The following is a 22,603-nucleotide window of genomic DNA, read 5'->3' as shown; positions in this document are numbered from 1 at the left end:
TTGGCTAATTCCTACTGCTTGTGTTGTTCAATAAGTTCAATGAAGTGGTCGAATAATGGCGCCGCTTCGTGAGGGCCTGGGCTTGCTTCAGGGTGACCCTGAAAACTAAACGCTGGCTTGTCGGTGCGGTGAATACCCTGCAACGACTTATCGAACAATGAAACGTGGGTGATTTCTAGGTTATCTGGCAAGCTAGATTCATCAACAGCAAAACCGTGGTTTTGGCTGGTGATCATGACCACGTTACGCTTTAGATCTTTAACCGGGTGATTGGCACCATGGTGACCAAATTTCATTTTGACGGTAGTCGCACCGCTGGCAAGCGCCAATAGTTGGTGCCCTAAGCAAATGCCAAACACTGGGATACCCGTTTCAACAATGGTTTTGATTGCTGTAATAGCGTAATCACATGGCTCTGGATCACCTGGTCCGTTTGATAGGAATACCCCATCTGGACTCATAGCAAGCACGTCATCAGCAGGTGTCTGTGCCGGTACCAAAGTGATTTTGCAACCGCGGTCGGCAAGCATACGAAGGATGTTGTGTTTAACACCGTAGTCGTACGCTACCACATGATATTTGCTTTCACTTGGTGTTACGTAGCCTTTACCAAGCTCCCAGCTTCCTTCTGTCCATGTTTTTGGTTCGGTAATACTCACTACCTTTGCCAAATCCATGCCTTTAAGACCCGGGAATGCTTTGGCTTGCTCTAACGCACTAGACTCGTCTAATTCATCAGTACAAATGATACAACCATTTTGCGCGCCTTTATCTCGAAGAATTCGAGTTAAACGACGGGTATCAATATCTGCTATACCTACAATGCCTTTCGCTTTGAGGTATTCAGATAGAGTTTGTTGTTGACGATAGTTACTGGCTACGAGCGGCAAATCGCGAATAATAAGACCTTTTGACCAGATTTTATCTGCTTCAACGTCTTCAGAATTAGTGCCGGTGTTGCCAATGTGTGGATAGGTAAGGGTAATGATTTGTTCAGCGTAAGATGGGTCGGTAAGAATTTCTTGATAGCCTGTCATGGAAGTGTTGAAAACAACTTCCCCAACGGAACAGCCAGCGGCACCAATAGCAGTACCTTTAAAAACAGAACCGTCCTCTAACACCAAAAGGGCAGAATGAGCCAAGTCAACCTCCAGATTAAGGATAACTATGTGTTTGTGCAGTTTTTTGCACAAACCCCACAAAAAACGGGAGGTAATGAAAACAATACATCCCGTTTCACGATCTTTGCAGCTAATAAATACGTGCTCTACAGCCGATTTACTCGCTAAGAATTCGAAATTCTGGCAAATTCCGGCGAGTATACATTACTCACCGAAAATGTCTAATTTATTTGTAATAATTTATTAAAATAGCCCTTAACATCGTTTTTTTGCGCAGAACCACTGAAAGTACGGCTTAGTGTTTAAATAACGCTCGCACCGCTCATTCAACGCTCAACTCATGCCCTAGCCGTCGCTGCTCAAGTAGTCCGCGTTCAAGCCCAAACTGAATTAGCGCGGTACTCGTTATATTGCTTTTTTATCGTAGGCAGAAGATAAGCAACAGCTCCATAGCTATTGAAAGCTTCAAATTAAAGCTTTAAATTTAAAACATCAGTCATGGAGTATAGTCCAGGTTTTTGACCACACAACCACTTTGCAGCATGAACAGCACCTTTAGCAAACGTAAGTCGACTCGATGCTTTATGCGTAATTTCTAAACGCTCGCCAATATCAGCGAAAAGCGCAGTGTGCTCTCCCACAATATCACCGGCTCTGACCGTAGCAAAACCGATGGTGCCTTGGTCTCTTTCAGGCTCTTTGCCCTCACGACCATAAACTGCGCAGGTACTTAAATCTCTTCCAAGTTCCTCTGCAATGGCCTCACCAATTGCCATGGCTGTGCCTGATGGCGCGTCTTGTTTAAATCTATGGTGGGCTTCAGTTATTTCAATGTCTGCCGTTTCACCTAACACGCTAGCCGCTTGCTTTACTAGCGACAGCATTAAATTTACGCCAACACTGTAATTTGCAGCAAATACGATAGGGATATGCTTAGCTGCTTCGTCTAGCGCTGCCAACTGCGCTTTGTTAAGCCCTGTAGTACCAATTACTACTGGCGTATTGTTCTCAACGCACCAATTTAAATTGGTCTCGATGATAGATGGCAATGTAAAGTCGATCATGACATCGGCATCTTCTTTTGATAGCGATGAAAATCCTGAACAATCGACTGGCTTTTTACCAATGCCTGCCAACTCGCCCACATTCATACCCACCCAAGGTGAGTCATCTCTCACTGTAGCGACACTTAGGTCTGCATTTTCACTTAGGTCGAGGGCTTCAATTAACACCCTACCCATGCGCCCATTCGCGCCAAATAGTCCTACTTTCATGTTTTATCTTTTAAATAATTCTAAACTTGTTCACATTCTGCCAAATGCATTCACTAATGCAATGCGATTGTTAGATTAATTGAGGTGATATCATCGTTTGCAGCATATATAGAAGATCACATGAACTTACATAGAGGGCGACATAGAAGGCTACATAGCAGGTCATAATTTTTATCACCCTCGCCTACAGTGTTATTTTTATCAGTTCGAACTCGAATTTTGAGTGCAGAGTCGATACGATAAAGAAAAACGCTCTCTTATCTACTCAACCATAAAAGAACACCTCTTATGAAAAAAAGGCTTATCTGGGATTTGCCCACTCGACTGTTTCACTGGCTATTGGTGCTGAGTATTTTGGCTCAATACGTGACCGCTGAGTTACTTGACGATGCCCTGCAGTGGCATTTCTATATTGGTTATTTTACGTTGGGGCTGATTATATTCAGGCTACTTTGGGGGATGTTTGGCCCAAGGTACGCCAAATTTAGCCAATTCGTAAAAGGCCCTGGAGCTGTGTTTGCGTACGTAAAGACTCTCTTTGATAGAGACAGCTTGCCATCCGTTGGACACAATCCACTAGGCGGCTGGTTTGTGGTGGTTATGATAACACTTGTGCTAGTGCAAGCCGTTTCAGGACTGTTTATGACTGACGATATATTTCTGGATGGACCTTTGCGAAGCATGGCGAAAGACGATGTCTTATCAATCATGAATACACTGCACCATCTGTCATTCGATACACTGGTGTATGTAATTGTGCTGCACATTGGCGCTAGTGTATTTTACGGTTTCTACAAAAGACAAAAGCTTGTGCCGCCAATGATAAGCGGTAAAAAGCCTCTGCCTGAAGACGAAGCGCAATACTACGGCGAAGCTCAGGGCATAACACACTCTCAATTAGGCAAGGCCATTATTATTGCCCTTGTCGCTGCTGCGTGTGTGTATGTTGTGGTTGAAGTATTACCACCTTCGGCCCCTGCCGCCCAGTATTATTACTAGCATATTTTTAGTGCTAGCCCGTAATTATTACTAAAGCGTGTAGTTCAATAAGAGCGCTAGCATCCGGATGAAAATGGATAGGCTAGCAGCGCTTTTTAGATGATACGCTAGCGGCGCTTTTTAGAAGATACGCTAGCGGCGCTCTCTAGAAGAGGCGCTAGCGTTAGGTTTGAATACAAAGTAAATACCTATACCTCGGCTGCTTCTACAAGCCCTTTATCGCGCATTAACGTGGCAATTTCAGCAACGCTGCTCGGGTCGTCTATGGTTGAGGGAACTGACACGGGTTCGTCTGCAGCTATTTGTCGCAATAATTTGCGCAGAATTTTACCTGACCTAGTTTTCGGCAGACGCTTAACAACAATGGCGCGTTTAAAACAGGCAACGGGACCAATGCTGCTCCTTACCGAAGCAACCAGTTCTTTTTCTAAGTCTGCCTCATTAATATCAACGCCGTCTTTTAACAAAACTAAACCTACAGGGAGTTGACCTTTTAGTGCGTCGTTGACCCCGATAACGCTGCATTCAGCTACTGCAGGGTGTGCAGCAAGTACTTCTTCCATTTCCCCTGTAGAAAGCCTATGGCCTGCTACATTGATAACATCGTCGGTGCGCCCCATGATAAACACGTAACCGTCTTCATCGATATAGCCGTTGTCACCCGTGCTGTAGTAGCCCTCAAACTCTCTTAGATAACCATTCACTAACCGAGAGTGGTCTTGCCAAATCGTAGACAAACACCCTGGAGGCAGCGGCAGTTGAATGGCAATAGAGCCTTTTTGTCCGGGTGCCGATTCACTATCAATACCATTGAGTACTTTTACGTTGAAGCCTGGAGTGGGCACACTTGAGGAACCAGGCTTAGTCTGCATTGGTTCTATTCCCATTGGGTTTGAGCAAATGGGCCATCCCGTTTCAGTTTGCCACCAATGATCCACTACCGGCTTATTGGTTTTCTCTAGCGTCCAATAATACGTAGGAGGGTCTAAACGCTCTCCGGCCATAAATATCGTTCGCAGACTGGAAAGGTCATACTGCTTGATAAACTCGCCTTCTGGATCTTCTTTTCGAATAGCTCTAAAAGCAGTAGGTGCGCCAAATAAAATATTGATTTTATGCCGCTCTACCATACTCCAAAATGCCCCTGCATCGGGCGTGCCTACAGGTTTACCCTCATACATTACCGAGGTAGCACCTTTTATCAGTGGTCCATAAACGATATAAGAATGCCCAACTACCCAGCCTACATCGGAAGCCGCCCAAAACACATCGTTTTCATCAATACCGTAAAGTGCTCCCATAGAATAATAAAGGGCTACGGCGTGACCACCATTGTCTCGTACTACACCTTTGGGTTTGCCGGTCGTGCCAGACGTATAAAGAATGTAGAGAGGATCTGTTGCGTCTACCTTAACGGCAGGGACGGGCGAACACGTTTCCATTAAAGAATGCCAATCATAATCGAAGGTAGAATCGAGTTCGGCGTGCAGCTGTGGCCGTTGAAAAACCACGCATCCATTAGGCTTGTGCGAGGCAAGCTCAATGGCACTGTCTACCAACGGCTTATAAGGGAGCAGCTTTGTCCCCTCAATGCCGCAAGACGCAGTAACGATAAACGATGGAGTAGCGTCATCTATGCGTACCGCTAATTCATTTGCTGCAAATCCACCGAAGACCACAGAATGAATAGCACCTAAGCGAGCACAGGCAAGCATGGCGATAGTGGCTTGTGGGATCATGGGCATATAAATTATTACTCGCTCTCCCTTAGAGACCCCTAGGTCTTGAAGCGCGCCGGCAAAGGTAGCCACTTCCTGTAGCAATTCACTGTAGCTATAGGTTCGCGTGGTATTGGTAACCGGAGAGTCGTAGATAAGGGCGGCTTTGTCTCCCCTCCCCGCATTGACATGGTGATCAAGCGCAAGATAACTGGTATTGAGCTGCCCGCCTTTGAACCACGTTTGATAACCGTTTGCTGAGCCAGATAGTGCTGTTTCAGGCGCTTTAAACCATTCTATGTCGCGAGCTTTTTCTAACCAAAAGCGTTCAGGAGAGGTTGTTGAGGCTGTATATTCTTCTTTGTAGTTCATAACCAAATCCGTTGTAGAGTTCATTGTTACACTACTTCAGTATAGTCGTGAATGCTTATAAGACTTCAGGCTTACATAAGTTAAGCTTTTGTTTAATAGTCAAAAAAAAGCCGGCAGCACCGCTACCAGCTTTTCAAAAAAACGAGTTCGCTTTTGATAAAAATAGCTTAGTCTTTTTTGTAGTCATCATGACATGACTTACAGCTTGCACCAATTTTCCCAATGGCATCTCGGTAAGCACTCTTATCGCCAGCTTTAACGGCAGTTTGTAAGCCCTGAGCGGCAGTGTTAAGCGCAGCAATTTTTGTTTCAACATCTGAGAAATTTTCCCAAATAGCATCTTTTGCGCCAGTGTCTACGTTGTATTCTCGAGTATCTACCGACAAGTAGTCGCCCATCATGGTAGCAAGTTGCTCTAATCGCACAGCGTTAGTTTGCATTACAGACTCATCAAACGGTAATGCGCCTTTTGCCATGCCACCTAGTGGTCCCATATTGCTTTTCACTAGTTGAAAAATTGACTGGCGATATTGTGTTGCCGCTTTTGCATGCTTTGCCGACATTGCAGGCTTTACTTCTGCGGCTAATGCGTTACTAGAAAACGCAACACTTGAAAATGCCATGCAAGCTGTGGCTGCGATTACTGCTTTATTTATATGTTTCATGCCTGTTCCCTTTTTTTAACACTATGAGATTTGCTTTCTATACACTGCGGTATCAGTGGTGATTTTTATAAGGCCTGTTGCCCCGCTGTTTCGAGCGCGCTTTTCATCGTGACGAAGAGCCGTTCAAAGCGCAAGTGATAATTGATAAAAATCAGGCGAAACAATCTAGGAACATGCCAAGCGCATGTTAGGGGCACAAAAAGTACACCCGCAAAATTGAGAGTTAGGAAACACAAGAAATTACAGCAGTGAAGAGTTAGAAAAATGATGGCAAGTAAAAAAAAGGCAAGGCCCCATTAAAGGGGCCTCTAGTGCGGCGCAATGCCGCTACCATGTTGAAATGGTAATCACACCGCTTAATAGCGTGGTGTGATAAATTCAGTATGGTTGAAGATTAAATTCTTCCGTTAAGCTCAGCAGAAATGGGTGAGTCTTGTAAACCTTGCTCAGCAATCCACGCTTGAAGTGTTTTGCCGTCTGCTTCTGGCGCTTGAAGGTCTTTACTTGGCATTTTCTTAACAAGTAACGTACCTACTTCAACCGCATTGCTGGTTACTGCTGTACGGATAAGGCTTTGTCCGTCACATGAAACACCTGCGTAATAATCGCGAAGTTTCAAACGGTAATCTGACTGTACGCTACGCATTTTCTTACGAAGCTCACCTTTGTCATCAGCCTGTACGATGGTACAGATATTAGCTAGTGCATCATTGATGCCGTCTGCTTGTGCTGCGTTAGAGAAAGCAAGAGTAGAAGCTGCGATAACGATAGAGGTTTTAACTATTTTCAACATGGTTAAAGTTCCTGATTTAATTAATAAAGGGTTTAAGTTGGTGCGTCTTTGCAAGTGCTGCGTGACTGCATGTGATGTATTAAACGCCATTATTGGTAGAACAAAAACATGCTGAACAATATATAAGTATTCAAACCTATACTTTAGTTGAAGCCAAAAATTACCACCCAGTGTTAAATGTGAAAATTATCTAACAATTTCATGAATTTAATCATAAGCGACGCAATAAAATCAGAATTATTGTATATAGGAAAGTAAGGACAAAAGGTATGAATTGAGGAAATAATTAGGCCAAATTGAACTAGATAGACAGTAGCTACAGATAAAAAAATGCCAGTTAGCATGGCTAACTGGCATTTTTTAATTATCTTTTTAAGTTGTCTTTTTGAGCTATCTTTCCGTGCTATCTTTCCGAGCTGTGTTTTTGGCTATTTTATTAAGCCTTTAAACATGATGAGGTGTGTAACCTCACCAGCATTACGACAGAAACTTAACACCTAAAAAGCTGACTAATTTAATTAGTTAGGTCGTCAAAGAACTTTTTAACGCCATCAAAGAAGCCTTGTGCCTTCGGACTATGTTTGCTTGACGCTTTACCCATAGACTCTTCAAGCTCGCGCAATAGCTCTTTCTGCTTAGATGAAAGGTTCACTGGTGTCTCTACCACAACCTTACACATTAAGTCGCCAAGCGCGCCGGTACGCACCGACTTAACGCCTTTGCTGCGTAGGCGGAACATACGACCAGTCTGAGTTTCAGGGCTTATTTTCAGCTTCACTTTCCCATCGAGTGTAGGAACTTCTAACTCACCACCAAGGGCTGCGGTGGTAAAGCTTAACGGTACTTCGCAGTACAAGTTGTTGCCATCACGCTCGAAAATTTCGTGGTCGCGAATATGTACTTGAACGTACAAATCGCCTGCTGGCGCGCCGTTTTCACCGGCTTCACCTTCACCTGACAAGCGAATTCGGTCACCCGTATCCACGCCTGCTGGAATCTTAACATTAAGGGTTTTCGTTTTTTCTTTGCGACCATGCCCGTGACAGCTGTTACATGGATCTTCAATAATTTTGCCTTTACCCGAACAGGTAGGACAGGTTTGTTGAACCGCGAAAAACCCTTGACGCATTTGCACTTGGCCGTTGCCGTGACACGTTGGGCATGTTTTTGGCGAGGAACCGTTTTTAGCCCCAGAGCCATCACACACTTCACATTCTGCCAAAGCAGGAACCCGAATATCAACGCTCTTACCGCGAACCGCTTCTTCTAGCGAAAGTTCAAGGTTGTATCGAAGGTCTGAACCTTGACGAGCGCGAGATTGACGACCGCCTCGACCGCCGCCACCAAAGATATCGCCGAACACATCACCAAAGATGTCGCCGAAATCTGCACCGCCGCCGTAGCCACCACCACCGCGGTTAGGATCAACGCCTGCGTGACCATACTGATCGTAAGCAGCACGTTTCTGTGAATCTGACAGAATCTCGTAAGCTTCTTGAATTTCCTTAAACTTTACTTCAAGTGCTTTGTCACCCTCAGTACGGTCTGGGTGATATTTCATCGCTAGCTTTTTATACGCTTTTTTAATTTCGCGTTCGCCAGCACTTTTATCTACTCCAAGCACTTCGTAGTAGTCACGTTTCGACATATCGTTTACTTACCCTACTTATTGTCGACAAGCCATGTAAATCGCCTGTCAAATCTACATCTGACTGTTGTGAAAATCACCTGCGCTGCTCATACGCTAACGACAAGTCATTTACACAACAAAGGCGCAGCAAGAAAATCCTGATGCGCCTGAACTGCTAAACAGCCCGGCGCACCGGGCTAATCAATACAGCTTACTTTTTATCTTCGTCTTTGACTTCTTCAAATTCAGCGTCAACAACATCGTCATCGCCTTTTGCAGAAGCTTCTTGCTCAGCGCCTTCTTGTGCACCGGCTGCTGCGCCTTGTTGCGCTTGCGCTGCTTCCATCAACTTGCTAGACGCTTGGATAAGTTCCTGCGTTTTCGCTTCGATTTCAGCTTTATCTTCGCCCTTGCTCGCTGTTTCTAGCGCGCTTAGTGCTTCTTCAATTGGCGCTTTGTCTTCTGCACTTAGTGCATCGCCAACTTCTTCCATTTGCTTGCGAGTCGCGTGGATCATGCCGTCAGCTTGGTTGCGAGCCTGAATAAGTTCTTCGAACTTCTTATCAGCTTCTTTGTTCGCTTCAGCGTCTGCTACCATTTTTTCTACTTCGTCGTCACTTAGACCTGAAGAAGCTTTGATAGTGATCTTCTGCTCTTTACCCGTATCTTTATCTTTTGCTGATACGTGTAGGATACCGTCGGCATCGAGATCGAAGGTTACTTCGATTTGCGGTACACCGCGTGACGCTGGACGAATACCTTCAAGGTTGAACTGACCAAGAGACTTGTTGCCGCTTGATTGCTTACGCTCACCCTGTAGTACGTGTACTGTTACCGCAGACTGATTGTCTTCTGCTGTAGAGAACGTTTGCGACTTCTTCGTTGGAATAGTCGTGTTCTTCTCGATTAGCGCCGTCATTACGCCGCCCATGGTTTCAATACCAAGAGACAGTGGAGTAACGTCTAGAAGCAATACGTCTTTAACATCACCAGAAAGAACACCGCCTTGAATTGCCGCGCCTACAGCAACAGCTTCATCAGGGTTAACGTCTTTGCGTGGCTCTTTGCCGAAGAATTCGGTTACATACTTTTGAACCAAAGGCATACGAGTTTGACCACCAACCAAGATGATATCGTTAATCTCGCCTACTGATAGACCAGAATCTTCGATAGCCTGCTTAAGTGGACCAAGCGAATTTTTAACTAACTCTTCAACAAGAGATTCTAGCTTAGAGCGAGTTAGTTTAATCGCTAAATGCTTAGGACCTGAACCATCAGCAGTGATGTAAGGCAGGTTAACCTCTGTTTGTTGTGAAGATGAAAGTTCAATTTTCGCTTTCTCACCGGCTTCTTTAAGACGCTGCATAGCAAGCGGATCTTTACGAAGGTCGATGCCTTGATCTTTCTTAAACTCGTCAACAAGATAGTTGATAACACGGTTATCGAAATCTTCACCACCAAGGTGGGTGTCACCGTTTGTAGCGAGTACTTCAAATGTGTGCTCGCCGTCTACTTCATCAATTTCGATGATAGAGATATCGAACGTACCACCACCTAAGTCGTATACTGCAACGATGTTATCGCCTTGCTTTTTGTCCATGCCGTAGGCAAGAGCAGCAGCAGTTGGCTCGTTGATAATCCGCTTAACTTCAAGACCAGCAATACGACCCGCATCTTTCGTTGCTTGACGCTGAGAATCGTTAAAGTATGCAGGTACAGTGATAACTGCGCCTGTCACTTCTTCGCCAAGATAGTCTTCAGCGGTCTTTTTCATTTTCTTAAGTACTTCAGCAGAAATCTGAGGAGGCGCCATTTTCTCGCCTTTCGCTTCTACCCATGCGTCACCGTTATCAGCCTCTACAATTTTGTAAGGCATGATGTCGATGTCGCGCTGTACCTCTTTATCTTTAAAGCGACGACCAATCAAACGCTTGATAGCGAATACGGTATTTTCAGGGTTAGTTACTGCCTGACGCTTCGCTGATTGACCAACAAGCGTTTCGCCGTCATTTGTGTATGCAATGATTGATGGCGTTGTACGATCGCCTTCCGCGTTTTCAAGTACGCGTGGTTTGTCGCCGTCTAGAACTGCGACACATGAATTTGTTGTACCTAAATCGATACCTATGATTCTACCCATTTTCGTGTCTCCGAAAAGTTTCTTAATTCTGTAAAATTAGTGGGGTTATTCCCGCTATTTTCAATAGTTGTCAGTAAAAAAACTGACTTTTTGTGTCTTATTTCGCTGTGCGTTGTTTGTTCAACTTACGCTTGCGTATCAACACCACCGCTTGGCGCGCGCGATACCATTACCATGGCAGGGCGGAGCAAACGGCCGTTAATTTGATAACCTTTCTGCATCACTGCCATTACTGTGTTCGGCGCGTGGTCTGCACTTTCTTGCATCGACATTGCCTGATGCAAATCAGGGTTAAAGGTTTCGCCCTGCGGATCAATAAGGCTTAATCCAAATTTCTCAATAGTGCTCATAAAACTTTTGTGGGTCATCTCCACACCTTCGAGCAGCGGCTTCACCGCTTCATTGTCGCTATCCGAAAGTTCGATAGCACGCTCTAGGTTGTCAACAACAGGCAGAAGCTCACCAGCAAAACGCTCTAGTGCGAACTTGCGTGCTTTCTCAACTTCACCTTCAGCGCGACGACGAGCGTTGTCAGCATCAGCGCGAGCGCGAAGTACGCCGTCTTGTTGCTCTTTAATCGTTGCTTGAGCTTCAGATAAAGCAGTCTCTAGCTCATAAATGCGCTGTGTAGCTTCATCTTGAGGAGCGTCAGTACCTTCTACTGCCTGGCCTTCAACTTCTACTTCTTCAGTAGCCTGCACAGTTTCATCAACTGCGTTTTCTTTATCTGCGTGCACGTCGCGACTGTCGCTCATGCCTACCTCCAAACATTGTCTAAATTGGGCAACACCCATTTGCTAGTATTACTAAACAAAAGGAATATCTCTGTTGCGCTTATTTATGGGGCTGGTTTGTAAGCGATCAAGGGTAACCACACAATTTTTGTGGTTTGAATTTAATTTTTTTTCGAAAAATAATTATCAGCGTCAATACTGCTCACTATTGTGAAAATCGTGTTAACGTAAATCAGTGATTTTTATGAGGCGGATGAATGCTCAGCATTTGGTCGGTAGGCAGTATTGTTGCTGTGTATCTTTTTATTTTGTTTGCTATTGGCTTCTGGGGCGAAAGGTACCTCAAAGACAATCGGCAGCACCCTATTTTATACAGCCTAGGCTTAGGCGTTCACTGCACATCGTGGGCGTTTTTTGGTACCACATCACAAGCCGCAGAATACGGTTGGGCTATCGTGCCTACTTACATGGGCATTATATTAACCATGGTTTTTGCATTTCCTGTGGTACTGCACATCAGTCGGTTATGCCAGCAACACAATATCACTTCTCTCGCTGACCTGATTGGTATGAGATACAAGCACTCTCACCTTGTCGCTGCTTTTGTGAGCGTTCTGTGCTTTGTGGGAGTTATTCCTTACATCGCTTTGCAGCTCGACGCCATTACAAAGAGTATTACTCTGATCACACCCAATACCGCCGAAACCAGCCAAAGCGTTAGCATGTATGTGGCTCTGTTGATGGCTATTTTTGCCATCATCTTTGGGACGCGAACCCTTAACTTAACTGACAAGCACCCTGGGCTTTTAATGACTATTGCATTTGAGTCGGTGTTTAAGCTTGTGGCGCTGTGGTGTATTGGTATTTTCGTTTGCTATTTTATGTTCGACGGTGTGCTCGACCTTATTTCAAAGGCGTCTGTACATGAACAAGCGCGAGATGTTATCTATGCCGACAGCGCTCCCCTTGTTTATGTTACTCACGTAATGCTTGGGGTTTGCTCCATGTTTGTACTGCCGCGTCAATTTCATATGAATTTTGTCGAGCTAAACGGCGAAGGGGAACTGCGAACCGCCCGCTGGTTTTTCCCCGTATATTTACTGGGTATGACCATTTTTCTCATTCCTTTGGCCCTGGCCGGCAAAATGCTGCTGCCTGAAAGCGTAAGCTCAGATACCTATGTATTGGCGCTTCCCCTTTTTGCCGAAAACACGCTGCTCTCAATCATTGCGTTTTTAGGAGGATTGTCTGCAACCACCAGCATGGTAATTGTGGCCACGCTTGCCCTAGGCATAATGATTGCCAACAACTTAGTTACGCCGCTTTGGATAAAAGCGAGGTTAAGAACCGAGCCAAACCATACGCTTGAGACAAATAAAGTACTCGTTATTCGTCGCTTAACCGTGTTGGTAGTGCTGTCGGTGGCCCTTTGGTATCACCTCAATGTCAGCCAAGCTGCACCACTGGTAAAAAGTGGCGTGATCGCCATTGCCTTGTTGGGGCAGTGCTTTCCCGTACTGATGTTTGGCCTTTATTGGAAAAAAAGTACTAAGGCTGCTGCTTTGGCCGGGTTATGTGCAGGCTTTCTTTGTTGGTGCGCACTACTGCTCTACCCCAGCGTTATGTCTAGTTACTATTTTAATGCACCGCCCACAGATGCTCAGCTAGGTATCGGCTTTATTGTTTCACTTATTACCAACGCCGCCGTATATGTGGTGGTTTCCCTGATAAGTTTAATCAATAAACGACGATTAATAAGTAGAAGGGGCTTAGTGGGTCATCGAGGTACCAATGGCTCTCAAACTCACAACCTAGTTGGCAATATTGACGACAGTGAGAATTTGGCCTTATCCACACCCTACTTAAAAATTCGCGTGGGTGACATCGTCTCTTTAACTCAAAGAGTGTTAGATAAAAAGAGTCACGACACGTTAATCAATCAACTTTCCATCGACGTCTCTGACGCTCGCGCTAACGGGCTTGCCAATCACACCTTATTGCAACGAGTAGAGCAACTTCTTGCAGCGCAAGTTGGCGGTCCAAGCGCTCGTATACTATTAGGCGCTATTGCCGATAAAAACACAGATTCACTTCCCGAGCTTGTAGACTGGGTGGAAGAAGCCTCTCAGTCGTTTCAATTCAATCACGAGGTGCTGCAGTCGTCTGTGCAAAACATAGAGCAAGGGATCAGTGTGCTTGACGAAAAGCTGCACTTACTTGCTTGGAATGAACGCTACGTTGAACTGTTCAGCTACCCTAGAGGCTTTTTAAAAGTCGGCATGTCAATACATGACATACTGAGCTTTAATGCCAAACGAGGGCTTTTTGGGAAGCAAGGGCGCAATAGGAACGAAACCGACACCAGCACTTCAGCAACAGCAGATTCGACGCCTTTAGAATCAACGCCTCTAGACTCAGCAACCATAGATACTGACATTACCGATGTAGATGAGATAAATGGCCGCATTAATCAAGAAATAGAAAAGCGCGTTCAGTTTATGCTGGAAGGGAGTCGCCACAAATATATACGAAAACAACATGATGGCAGGGTTATAGAACTTAACGGCGCCCCCCTTCCCGGAGGCGGCTATGTAACTACCTATAGCGATATTACCGAATACATCGCCATTCAAGATGAATTAAAAGAGTCAAAATCGGAACTTGAGCAGAGGGTAATGCGACGCACGAAAGAGCTTCAGCTTGCCAAGCAACAGGCTGATGCAGCAAATGAGAGTAAAACTAAATTTTTAGCCGCTGCAGGACACGATTTGATGCAGCCGTTTAACGCCGCAACCCTCTTTGCTTCTATGCTAGAGAAGAAAACGAAAAATAGTGAATTATCGGGCTTGTCTGAGGGCGTAGTAAATTCACTCAATAACGCACAAACGCTACTTTCTATGTTGCTAGATATGACAAAGTTAGACTCTGGCGTGCTCAAACCTAACAAGATGACCTTCGCGGTAGACGACGTACTTTCATCATTAGTGACGGAGTTTAGTCTTATCGCGTCTCAACGAGATATTTCATTAAAATACGTAAAAACACACTGTCACACACACACCGATAAACACCTTTTCAGAAGAGTGATACAAAACTTACTGTCTAACGCGATAAGGTACACCCAAAAAGGCAGTGTTTTAATTGGGGTAAGACAATGTACCGCCAATGGTGAAAAAGCATTGAATGTATGCGTTTACGATACAGGTCCGGGTATTCCACTGCATCAACAAGAAGCTATTTTTGGCGAATTCCACCAGCTAGAAAACCCCAATAGTTCACAGGGCATTGGCTTAGGATTAACCATTGTTGATGGGGTATGCAAGTTGCTCGGGCACTCTGTATCACTGAAATCTGCTTTGCATAAAGGCAGTTGCTTTGCCATTACTGTGCCTAAGTACCCTGCAAGCGCAATACAGAGAAAAGGAATGGAGGCCGAACCAAACCCTCTACAGTTTGACGCCACACAAGAGAATCCACACTCGCTGTTTTTAACAAATAAACGAATTCTACTTATTGAAAACGACGAGCAAGTAACGGTAGCCATGCAGGCGCTTCTCAGTGATTGGGGAGCTGAGGTTATTACCGCAACAGGAAAGAAAGACGCCCTTGCTGCTTTCAAACACAAACCTGACGTTATTATAGCCGACTATCATCTAAACTTCGGTGAAACAGGCACAGACATTTTGCAGTCAATGGACTCCATGCCATCTGATTCTATAGCGTCACTTCAATCAATAGCGTCGTTTCAATCAATAGCATTATCTGAATCATCAAAGTCGCTCAAGCCTAACAAACCAGCCCTTCGTATATTAATCACTGCGAACCGCAGCCCTGAGATAAGGGATTTAGCCGCAGAGATGAACCTTGCCTATTTACCAAAACCTGTAAAACCAAGTGCCCTCAAGCGATTGTTAAAACAGACGTTTAGCTAAAGTCGGTAAGAACTCCCCTATCGCTTAAGTATTTAGTACAGTGCCAATATGGCCTTTAACGATGCTAAATCTACTGGTTTAGTGAGATATTCGTCCATACCTGCATCGAGGCATTTTTGCTTTTCGCTATCCATGGCATGGGCTGTTAGCGCGACGATGGGTATCTTTTTGTTTTCATCTCCTGCATGCCCCTCGCGAATACGACGTGTTGCCTCATAACCGTCCACATTCGGCATTTGGCAGTCCATAAAAATAAGGTCGTAATGTTTCGCTCTTGGTTTCGACAAACGTTCTATCGCTTCAACGCCATCGTTTGCAAGCTCAACCTCTACTCCCAAGTTAGTTAAAATTGCTAACATAACTTGTTGATTTATCGCGTTGTCCTCAGCCAATAACACATTCAAATCGAAAGATTGTGGTTCTGTTTCGACGTGCATAACGCTATTAGCTTCCTCGCTTATTAGAGGCGCACTTAGCTTTACCACAAACCTAAACGTAGAACCCTGACCAGGTGTGCTTTCAACAGATATTTCGCCGCCCATCAATTCACAAAGCTGCTTGCTAATTGCAAGCCCCAGCCCGGTACCACCATATTTTCTTGTGGTCGACATATCAGCTTGGGAGAAAGAGTCGAAAAGTCCAGGCATGGCAGATTCGCTAATACCAATACCCGTATCACTAATCTCTACATTCAATAACAATGCATCTCCCTCGCTCACTACATTATACTGAATGTTTATACCGCCGCTTTCTGTGAACTTAATGGCATTAGACAGTAAATTATTAAAAATTTGTTTTAGGCGATGAGGGTCTCCCACAACCTTTTTGTAACTCTCACCAGCGGCTTTTGACTTAAGCCACAATCCCTTTTCTTGTGCTTGAAAGGTTTGTTCCTGCACAAAGTTGTCCATGAACTGCGCTAAGTCGAATTCAACATTTTCTATAGCCAGCTCTCCGGCTTCTATTTTTGAGAAATCTAGAATATCGTTAATGATGATCATCAATGAATCTGCACTGCGTTGAGCAGTGTTAATAAATTTCGTTTGTTTGTCATTAGGAGACGTACGGCTGATCATTTCAATCATGCCAATAATACCGTTCATTGGAGTGCGAATTTCGTGACTCATATTGGCAAGAAATGCACTTTTTGCTTCATTTGCTTTTATTGCTTCATGCTCATGAGCAATCGCTAAATCCCTTTCTTGCAGCAGCTCCACTTGTTTACTCACCAAACTTCTTCGCGCTAAATGTGCAAACCAGCTCAATGTTGTGCTCATAGCCAATGCAAAGAAAAAATGCATCGTCATAGACATCTCGACGACTGAATTAATGACTAACCACCCCGCCCAATTTAGCAGTATCAATAACACCCAGTGCAGCCTGTTCGAGAGAACAATACCGCTGGCAATAATAACTAAAAAAAGATTGGTTGTTTGTTCAGGTGATTGTGAGTGCCATAAATGTAAAAGGCTATTCGTTGTGCCAAGCAGTAATATTGAAACAATCCCTAAACGCTGCCATACACTTGAAAGATTTTGTGCTTTCAGCATAAGAGTAAAGCTAATGACAGTGGTTATGGATGCGGATGTGATAAGCACCCATTTAAATTCTTCAGTAAGTAACAGGAAGTGACTAAAGGAAAGCGCAAAATATAAAAAGAAAAAAGCCATTGCAACAGGTTTTAGTGGCTCCTGATGTACGCCTTTAGCTGTTGCCGCTGACTTTTGCAAACTCATCTTAATCCTAGTCCGTGTTTAAGAGAGTTAGATATTAGGCTAAAACTATAAAATTTACATAATCAATTAGGCTAAGAATTGCGCAGCTATTCATCTTTAGAACCACCTTCTCTTCTGCGGCTGTTGGTACCGCTATTTTGGTGCTGCTATTTTGGTGCTGCTATTTTTAGTGCTGCTATTTTTAGTGTGATTATGGTCGGTGCTGCTTTTTCCATTAACACCGTCGTCGTTTATACGTTTATTTGTCTATCTGCTTATCGCTGCTACCGGTATCGCTTGCACCAGTGAAGTTTCTATCCGTAATGTTTTGTTCAGTGCGGTTTTGTTCAACATTATGACCAAGCACCACATCGATAACTGTTTTCTCGTGTTCAGTGAACGCCGTTTTAAAATTATCACTGTGCACAGGTATTGATTTACGCATAGGTGGAGCAATGCGCTCGTTAGCTCTTGCCAACTGCTGAGTAAAATCTTCTATAGATATTCGATTGTAGGTATACACTCCCTCTTTCTTTCCTCCAATAGACGGCGTGAGCAGGTCGTCATGCTCGAGTAAAAACGCATGTTTGAATACCGCCTGAGATTTAGTAAAGCAATGTGTTTTGCTGCGCAGCATTGCCGCTTCTGGCAGCGCTTTAATACGAACGCTGTCATGGCTTTTTTGCCATGTAACACCACACACACTCACAACATAAGCGTCATCTTGCTGTGCGACGGTGGCTCTGGCAAGTGGGGAGCCCACGGGCATTGCGTCTAACGCTTTTATAACATCGGGTAATTCATTGAGAGAGAGCTTTTCTAATGTCATTACACCGCTATTAGAGGTGTAAGTAAGCTTTAGCGTATTTTCTAAGTAATACACCTGGCCGGTATCTTGCCAGATAGAAACAGCATCGTTTTTGTGATTATTGATATGTTTTTTGTTTTGCTGAGAAGCAAGGGACTGTTTGTTTAATCCACTTGATAAGCGCTTAATAATATTTGATAACACGGCATACACTTCATATTATTGAGTGTTGTGTTTTACGTATTTATAGCCAGTGTGGTTTAATTCTCGCACTACATTCTCACAATACAATAGTACTGAATTGGTTTACCCTTAATTAGTTCGTCTTCAATTGGTTTGCCCTCGATTGGTTTGCCAAGACTTACTACTTATCGACTTTATCCACTCTACTCACCACCCGCGCCCGCAAGCCAGAGTAGCTGCATGCCAGCTGAAGTAGGCACGCCTGTCAACTGGCGCGTCCACGGGCGCTTTATTTGTTATTGCTACCAAATCTAATACTATCGACACTGATACCCGTACCGATTACTCTAACGATATTACTACACATAAAAAGGATTTGCCGTTGCGACTGTTTTTCTCCGCTTCACTGAACTCAATACTCTTTGTATTGCTAACAACCTTGATAGTTGGGTGCAGTGACACCAATGAATTAAGTGAATCTGAAAGACGATATAACGCAGCAGTGAAGCTCCATGCAGAACGTATTGAGGAAACGAGAGCACTACTTGATGAAAAACTGACAGGCGAATTTTTATCTGACATTAATACGCTCATTTATGCAAAAGAAAAACTCGATAGTGCAAAGTCTGTTTTCATTGATGCAAAGATTGTCGGTATCACCTCCCCTGATGCACTAGCACTTGAATTGAGGTTGAAACAGTTTGAAAAACAAGCCGCCAAGTCATCCTTATCCTTATTGCGTGCAGCGCTTGAAAAGACCCTTAATTTTCAAAGTAGCGTACACGATATGCCGCTAGCACCTGTGAGCGGCGCATCGCTAGAAAGCAACTCGATGATCGAGTACATGGGCAAAAAATTTAATACCTCACTTGATGATTGCTGTCTTAAGGACCTAAAAGATATCGAAGTCTTTATGCGAGGCGCTGAAGGTGAATTGTTCTATGCACTGCGAAAGCGTATTCTCAATGTGGAAAATGATTTAACTCGAGTATTGTCTGACGATAACTATCGAAGTGGCTATAAAAAGCGCCTTACGCAATTAGAAAAAGATATGGACGCTTACTTTCAGCCGTAAAGCATTCACGCGATGGTATTACGGTATTTTAATGGTCCAGGGTTAAAGTTCGAAAATATTTGAAAGCGTTCGAAACGCGTAGTACCTAAGATAGTGCCGGTAAGAATAACGATCCTAAGAGTAACGATAATAATAAGAACGAGCCGATAAGGAATGAGGCGTATGAAAACGATAATACAACTTTCAATAAGTGCACTTTGTGTAGCATCAATATATTCATCTAATGCTTTTGGAGAAGCGCCGTCAGAGGCCATCCCAATTGTTAACAACTACCCGGACTGTAATTATGAAGTATTGAAAGAAATTACATTACAGGATGCAGCCTCACGGCTATCACATAGTGATAACGATTCACGAAAAGACTCGAATTCCTCAAACGTCTCGGGCAAGCAAGCCACTCAAGATAGCAACACCGATGCCTTATCTTTATTAAAGCAAGCTGCACTTCTTGATGCAAAAGAGCTTGGTGCCAGTCAAATTGTACTCGTATCCAGCGAACAGCTCTCTGTTAACAGCGATGGGAATGAAGGGGCTTCCAGTAAAACCCGCTCTCTTGAAAAAACATCTGCTGCAAAGCTCGACACTAATGATTCCGACACTACTAATTCCAACACTACTGCTTCCGAATCTCCTATTGTGAGTGCCGCGCTAATAAGCAGCTGTACCTCCAAGGCGCTAGCTAAAATTGGCGTAGAGAGAAATCGTTTGCTTGGTACTACCAAGGTAAGTATGTCCTACGAGTACAGCACTGTCGTCAAAGGGCGAGACATGACCTTTGATTTTGCCGACTACGCAATAGGCGGAAAAAAGGAGGTACAAAACCCTGAGCTTAAAAACCAAGTAATTTCTTTTGATAACGGTGTATTTGGGGTAAAGGTAGAAGATGATCTATCTATGCTGCTTGAAACATTAGGCACTCCTACCGCAGAGTTAATTCTCAATGACACTGAGACCTTATACGTCTACGGGCGAAACCTATGGATTGTGGTGCGAAACAACAAAGTAAAAAGCATACAGAGTCATAACACTTGGCTCTCTGCTGGTTTGATTAATTATTTTGAGTTTGATGACAGGCCATTTCTTGCATGGCAAGTGAACGGCTCCATTGGCAGAGGGGACGACATGAAGTCCATTGACGCCAAACTCGATGGCAATTTAAAAGAAGAATATACCTATCGACTAGCCTCAAAGAATGGCGTTTTTATTGATATCGGATTAACCCTTGAGATAGCTAATGAGGACAAGCGTTACGTCGCAAAAGACTTTGCTTATGGGTATCTTGATGGCAATGATTCTAAAGCCGATTCTGAAATAGCTCCTGAAATAACGAATTCGAAGCCGAGTATTTACGAAAAAATACACAGCGACCTCACCGAAGCATCTCAAACGCTAGAGCCCATTACTATAGATCAATTTTCCTTTACTCCCATACTTGCAGCACGTGGTTATCAAGACAAAACACTGCACATCTATGACAGAAGCCTGGCTATGGTGTATTCCAACAATACACTGAGAAAGTTGATAGTAAGAGACTCGTTTTTTAAAAATGTGCCACCTAAGGGCAAATGGACCTTCGGACCTCTACAAGCAGGTATGAACGAAGAAACTGTAACAGCGTTATTCGGTGAAGAAAACATTTTTGCACTTGGCGATTATTGGGAAATCTATGTCGATAATCTCAAATATGAACTCTATTTTGCCGAAAACGAAAAAGGCGCAATGTCACTCGATGAACTTGAGGTAGAGATGTTTTAGCACTAGCTGCCATCGTTATACTCAACTATCACTACAGATGTGTTGCACTCTTTCTTATAAAGCAATCTTATATTACATAAATGTATTTATAACTGTGTTAAAGGTTCACTATGCTTAAATTGTACGGATTTGATGTTAGTAATTACTACAACATGATTAAACTGGCGATGGCGCTGAAAGGGATAGATTATGAAGCCGTCATGACGTATCCAAATCAAACGCCAGAATATTTAGCAATCAGTCCAACGGGTAAAGTGCCCGCATTGCAAACAGACCAAGGCGTACTGGTAGAAACCAATGTCATCCTTGAGTATCTTGATGAAATCTCGCCTCAAGCGCCACTTTATCCAACCGAGCCCTTCGCAAAGGCCAAGGTGAAAGAGTTAGTTAAACTCATCGAGTTATATATTGAATTACCTGCAAGGCGTTGTCATACAGAGGCATTTTGGGGCGTACCCGTTGATGAAATCACCAAAAGAGAAGTGAAGCGTGCATTGTTTAACGGTGCTCAAGCGCTTGCCCGCGCCGCTGAATTTTCTCCTTATATTGCAGGTGACACGTTAACTGCGGCCGACATTATGCTGCTTTATTCCATGGACCTTGCAGCTCCGGTGGCTAAAAAGCTTTTTGATGTAGACTTGTATGAGTATGCTCCTGGCAGTAAAGCACTCATGACCAGGTTAAAAGAAATGCCGGAAGTACAACAAATTGAAACAGATAAACGGGCCGCTGCGCCAGCGTTTAGCGCCTATTTAAAAAAGGCCCTTGGCAGTAAATAAACGGGTGCCAATTAGTGCTTGTTGGCCAACATTATCCATCGGTTCGCATAGCATTTTTAAATGCTATGCCAGCCTTGGTTCTATTGATAACCCCTAGCTTCTTTAGCACTGCGGAAACATGCTGCTTTACCGTTGACTCTGAAATCGCTAACTCGTAGGCAATTTGCTTGTTAAGCAAACCATCGGCGACCATTTTAAGCACTTTCAATTGATGAGGCGTGAGCAGGCTCAATCGCGCGCTGAAGTCATCCAGGATACTGCTAGCATCCGCAGTGGCACTGATATGCTCTGGCAACCAGGTTTCGCCGTCTAATACAGTATCTACCGCATCTATAATACAATCCACAGACGCTGATTTAGGAATAAATCCACTTGCGCCCAACGCGAGTGCTCGCTGCACAATACCAGGTGCATCTTGAGCTGTTACAATAACTACAAGCACATCTGGATACTCAGCTCTAATCTCAGACAATCCGTTCAAACCCTCACTGCCTGGCATTCCCAAATCTAAAAACACGATGTCGATGCTGGTATCTTGAGCTAATAACGCCTTTGTTTCTGGGAACGTAGACGCTTCAAGTAGCACTGCGCCCTCGCTGTTTTGCAGCGCATGGCACATTGCAGCACGAAATAGCGGGTGATCATCCGCAATGAGCAATTTTACCGGTACTGGGCTATTCATTCATCGCCACCATTTGTATCTAGTATTTGTATCTAGCATTTTTATCTGTCATCCGTCTCTGCCGTTGATTTCTGCCATTCACTTCTACCATCTAGTTTTCGTATTTTTGGCTGTCAACTTGTTATTTTAGTGTAAACAGAATACTAACACGACATTGGGCTTCTTTCTCTTACCTACTTTCACCTTCTCTTGCCTAGCAGAAGATTTCCTTAGGACAAAAGATTTCGT

The 22,603-nt window shown here is 44.0% G+C and carries 16 protein-coding genes; 5 read left to right on the top strand and 11 right to left on the bottom strand.

What is annotated here, in order from left to right; genetic code table 11:
- Window positions 1–11 precede the first annotated feature (11 nt).
- Window positions 12–1,142 carry a glutamine-hydrolyzing carbamoyl-phosphate synthase small subunit gene (carA, locus tag JV36_RS0110190; RefSeq protein WP_032097013.1) on the bottom strand — a complete coding sequence of 377 codons (1,131 nt, stop codon included), beginning with the start codon at window positions 1,140–1,142 and terminating at the stop codon, window positions 12–14.
- A gap of 449 nt (window positions 1,143–1,591) precedes the next feature.
- Window positions 1,592–2,395, bottom strand: a complete 804-nt coding sequence (dapB, locus tag JV36_RS0110185) for a 4-hydroxy-tetrahydrodipicolinate reductase (RefSeq protein ID WP_032097012.1) — start codon at window positions 2,393–2,395, stop codon at window positions 1,592–1,594.
- Between the two features lie 288 nt (window positions 2,396–2,683).
- Here dapB and JV36_RS0110180 point away from each other — a divergent pair, with 288 nt between their 5' ends.
- Window positions 2,684–3,394, top strand: coding sequence for a cytochrome b/b6 domain-containing protein (locus tag JV36_RS0110180; RefSeq protein ID WP_032097011.1), 711 nt, complete (start codon window positions 2,684–2,686; stop codon window positions 3,392–3,394).
- A 188-nt stretch (window positions 3,395–3,582) separates the two neighbouring features.
- Here the strand turns inward: JV36_RS0110180 and JV36_RS0110175 are convergent, their stop codons facing one another.
- The 6 genes from JV36_RS0110175 to grpE form a co-directional block, all read right to left on the bottom strand.
- Window positions 3,583–5,484: a propionyl-CoA synthetase gene (locus JV36_RS0110175; protein ID WP_032097010.1), complete on the bottom strand. Its 1,902-nt coding sequence runs from the start codon at window positions 5,482–5,484 to the stop codon at window positions 3,583–3,585.
- A 167-nt stretch (window positions 5,485–5,651) separates the two neighbouring features.
- Window positions 5,652–6,149, bottom strand: a complete 498-nt coding sequence (locus JV36_RS0110170) for a c-type cytochrome (protein WP_032097009.1) — start codon at window positions 6,147–6,149, stop codon at window positions 5,652–5,654.
- Window positions 6,150–6,543: 394 nt separating this feature from the next.
- Window positions 6,544–6,942 (bottom strand): DUF3718 domain-containing protein, encoded by a 399-nt coding sequence (locus tag JV36_RS0110165; RefSeq protein WP_032097008.1) that lies wholly within the window; start codon window positions 6,940–6,942, stop codon window positions 6,544–6,546.
- Between the two features lie 514 nt (window positions 6,943–7,456).
- Window positions 7,457–8,590, bottom strand: a complete 1,134-nt coding sequence (gene dnaJ, locus JV36_RS0110160; RefSeq protein ID WP_032097007.1) for a molecular chaperone DnaJ — start codon at window positions 8,588–8,590, stop codon at window positions 7,457–7,459.
- A 193-nt stretch (window positions 8,591–8,783) separates the two neighbouring features.
- Window positions 8,784–10,712 (bottom strand): molecular chaperone DnaK, encoded by a 1,929-nt coding sequence (dnaK, locus tag JV36_RS0110155; protein WP_032097006.1) that lies wholly within the window; start codon window positions 10,710–10,712, stop codon window positions 8,784–8,786.
- A 125-nt stretch (window positions 10,713–10,837) separates the two neighbouring features.
- Window positions 10,838–11,467: a nucleotide exchange factor GrpE gene (gene grpE / locus JV36_RS0110150; protein WP_032097005.1), complete on the bottom strand. Its 630-nt coding sequence runs from the start codon at window positions 11,465–11,467 to the stop codon at window positions 10,838–10,840.
- Between the two features lie 236 nt (window positions 11,468–11,703).
- Between grpE and JV36_RS0110145 the strand changes: the two genes are divergently transcribed.
- Window positions 11,704–15,378, top strand: coding sequence for a hybrid sensor histidine kinase/response regulator (locus JV36_RS0110145; RefSeq protein ID WP_032097004.1), 3,675 nt, complete (start codon window positions 11,704–11,706; stop codon window positions 15,376–15,378).
- A gap of 32 nt (window positions 15,379–15,410) precedes the next feature.
- Here the strand turns inward: JV36_RS0110145 and JV36_RS0110140 are convergent, their stop codons facing one another.
- Window positions 15,411–17,114 (bottom strand): ATP-binding protein, encoded by a 1,704-nt coding sequence (locus JV36_RS0110140; RefSeq protein WP_032097003.1) that lies wholly within the window; start codon window positions 17,112–17,114, stop codon window positions 15,411–15,413.
- Between the two features lie 238 nt (window positions 17,115–17,352).
- On the bottom strand, window positions 17,353–18,105 hold the full coding sequence (locus tag JV36_RS0110135; protein ID WP_152561590.1) for a hypothetical protein: 753 nt from the start codon (window positions 18,103–18,105) through the stop codon (window positions 17,353–17,355).
- 361 nt (window positions 18,106–18,466) lie between these two features.
- Here JV36_RS0110135 and JV36_RS0110130 point away from each other — a divergent pair, with 361 nt between their 5' ends.
- From JV36_RS0110130 to JV36_RS0110120, 3 genes are all read left to right on the top strand, one after another.
- Window positions 18,467–19,159: a hypothetical protein gene (locus JV36_RS0110130; protein ID WP_032097002.1), complete on the top strand. Its 693-nt coding sequence runs from the start codon at window positions 18,467–18,469 to the stop codon at window positions 19,157–19,159.
- A gap of 162 nt (window positions 19,160–19,321) precedes the next feature.
- A complete protein-coding gene (locus JV36_RS0110125) occupies window positions 19,322–20,914 on the top strand; it encodes a hypothetical protein (RefSeq protein WP_032097001.1) in 1,593 nt (530 codons plus the stop codon).
- A gap of 110 nt (window positions 20,915–21,024) precedes the next feature.
- Complete coding sequence (locus JV36_RS0110120; RefSeq protein ID WP_032097000.1) at window positions 21,025–21,693, top strand: glutathione S-transferase family protein; 669 nt, start codon at window positions 21,025–21,027, stop codon at window positions 21,691–21,693.
- Between the two features lie 31 nt (window positions 21,694–21,724).
- Here JV36_RS0110120 and JV36_RS0110115 read toward each other — a convergent pair whose 3' ends face one another.
- The gene (locus JV36_RS0110115) at window positions 21,725–22,375 is read right to left on the bottom strand and encodes a response regulator transcription factor (protein ID WP_032096999.1); all 651 of its coding nucleotides are present in this window, start codon (window positions 22,373–22,375) and stop codon (window positions 21,725–21,727) included.
- Window positions 22,376–22,603: the final 228 nt, after the last annotated feature.

This window comes from Alteromonas sp. LOR (assembly GCF_000753865.1).
In the GTDB taxonomy this organism is placed as follows: domain Bacteria; phylum Pseudomonadota; class Gammaproteobacteria; order Enterobacterales; family Alteromonadaceae; genus Alteromonas.
The sequence above is the reverse complement of the archived record's forward strand: the minus strand, read 5'-3'. Positions and strand labels throughout refer to the sequence as shown.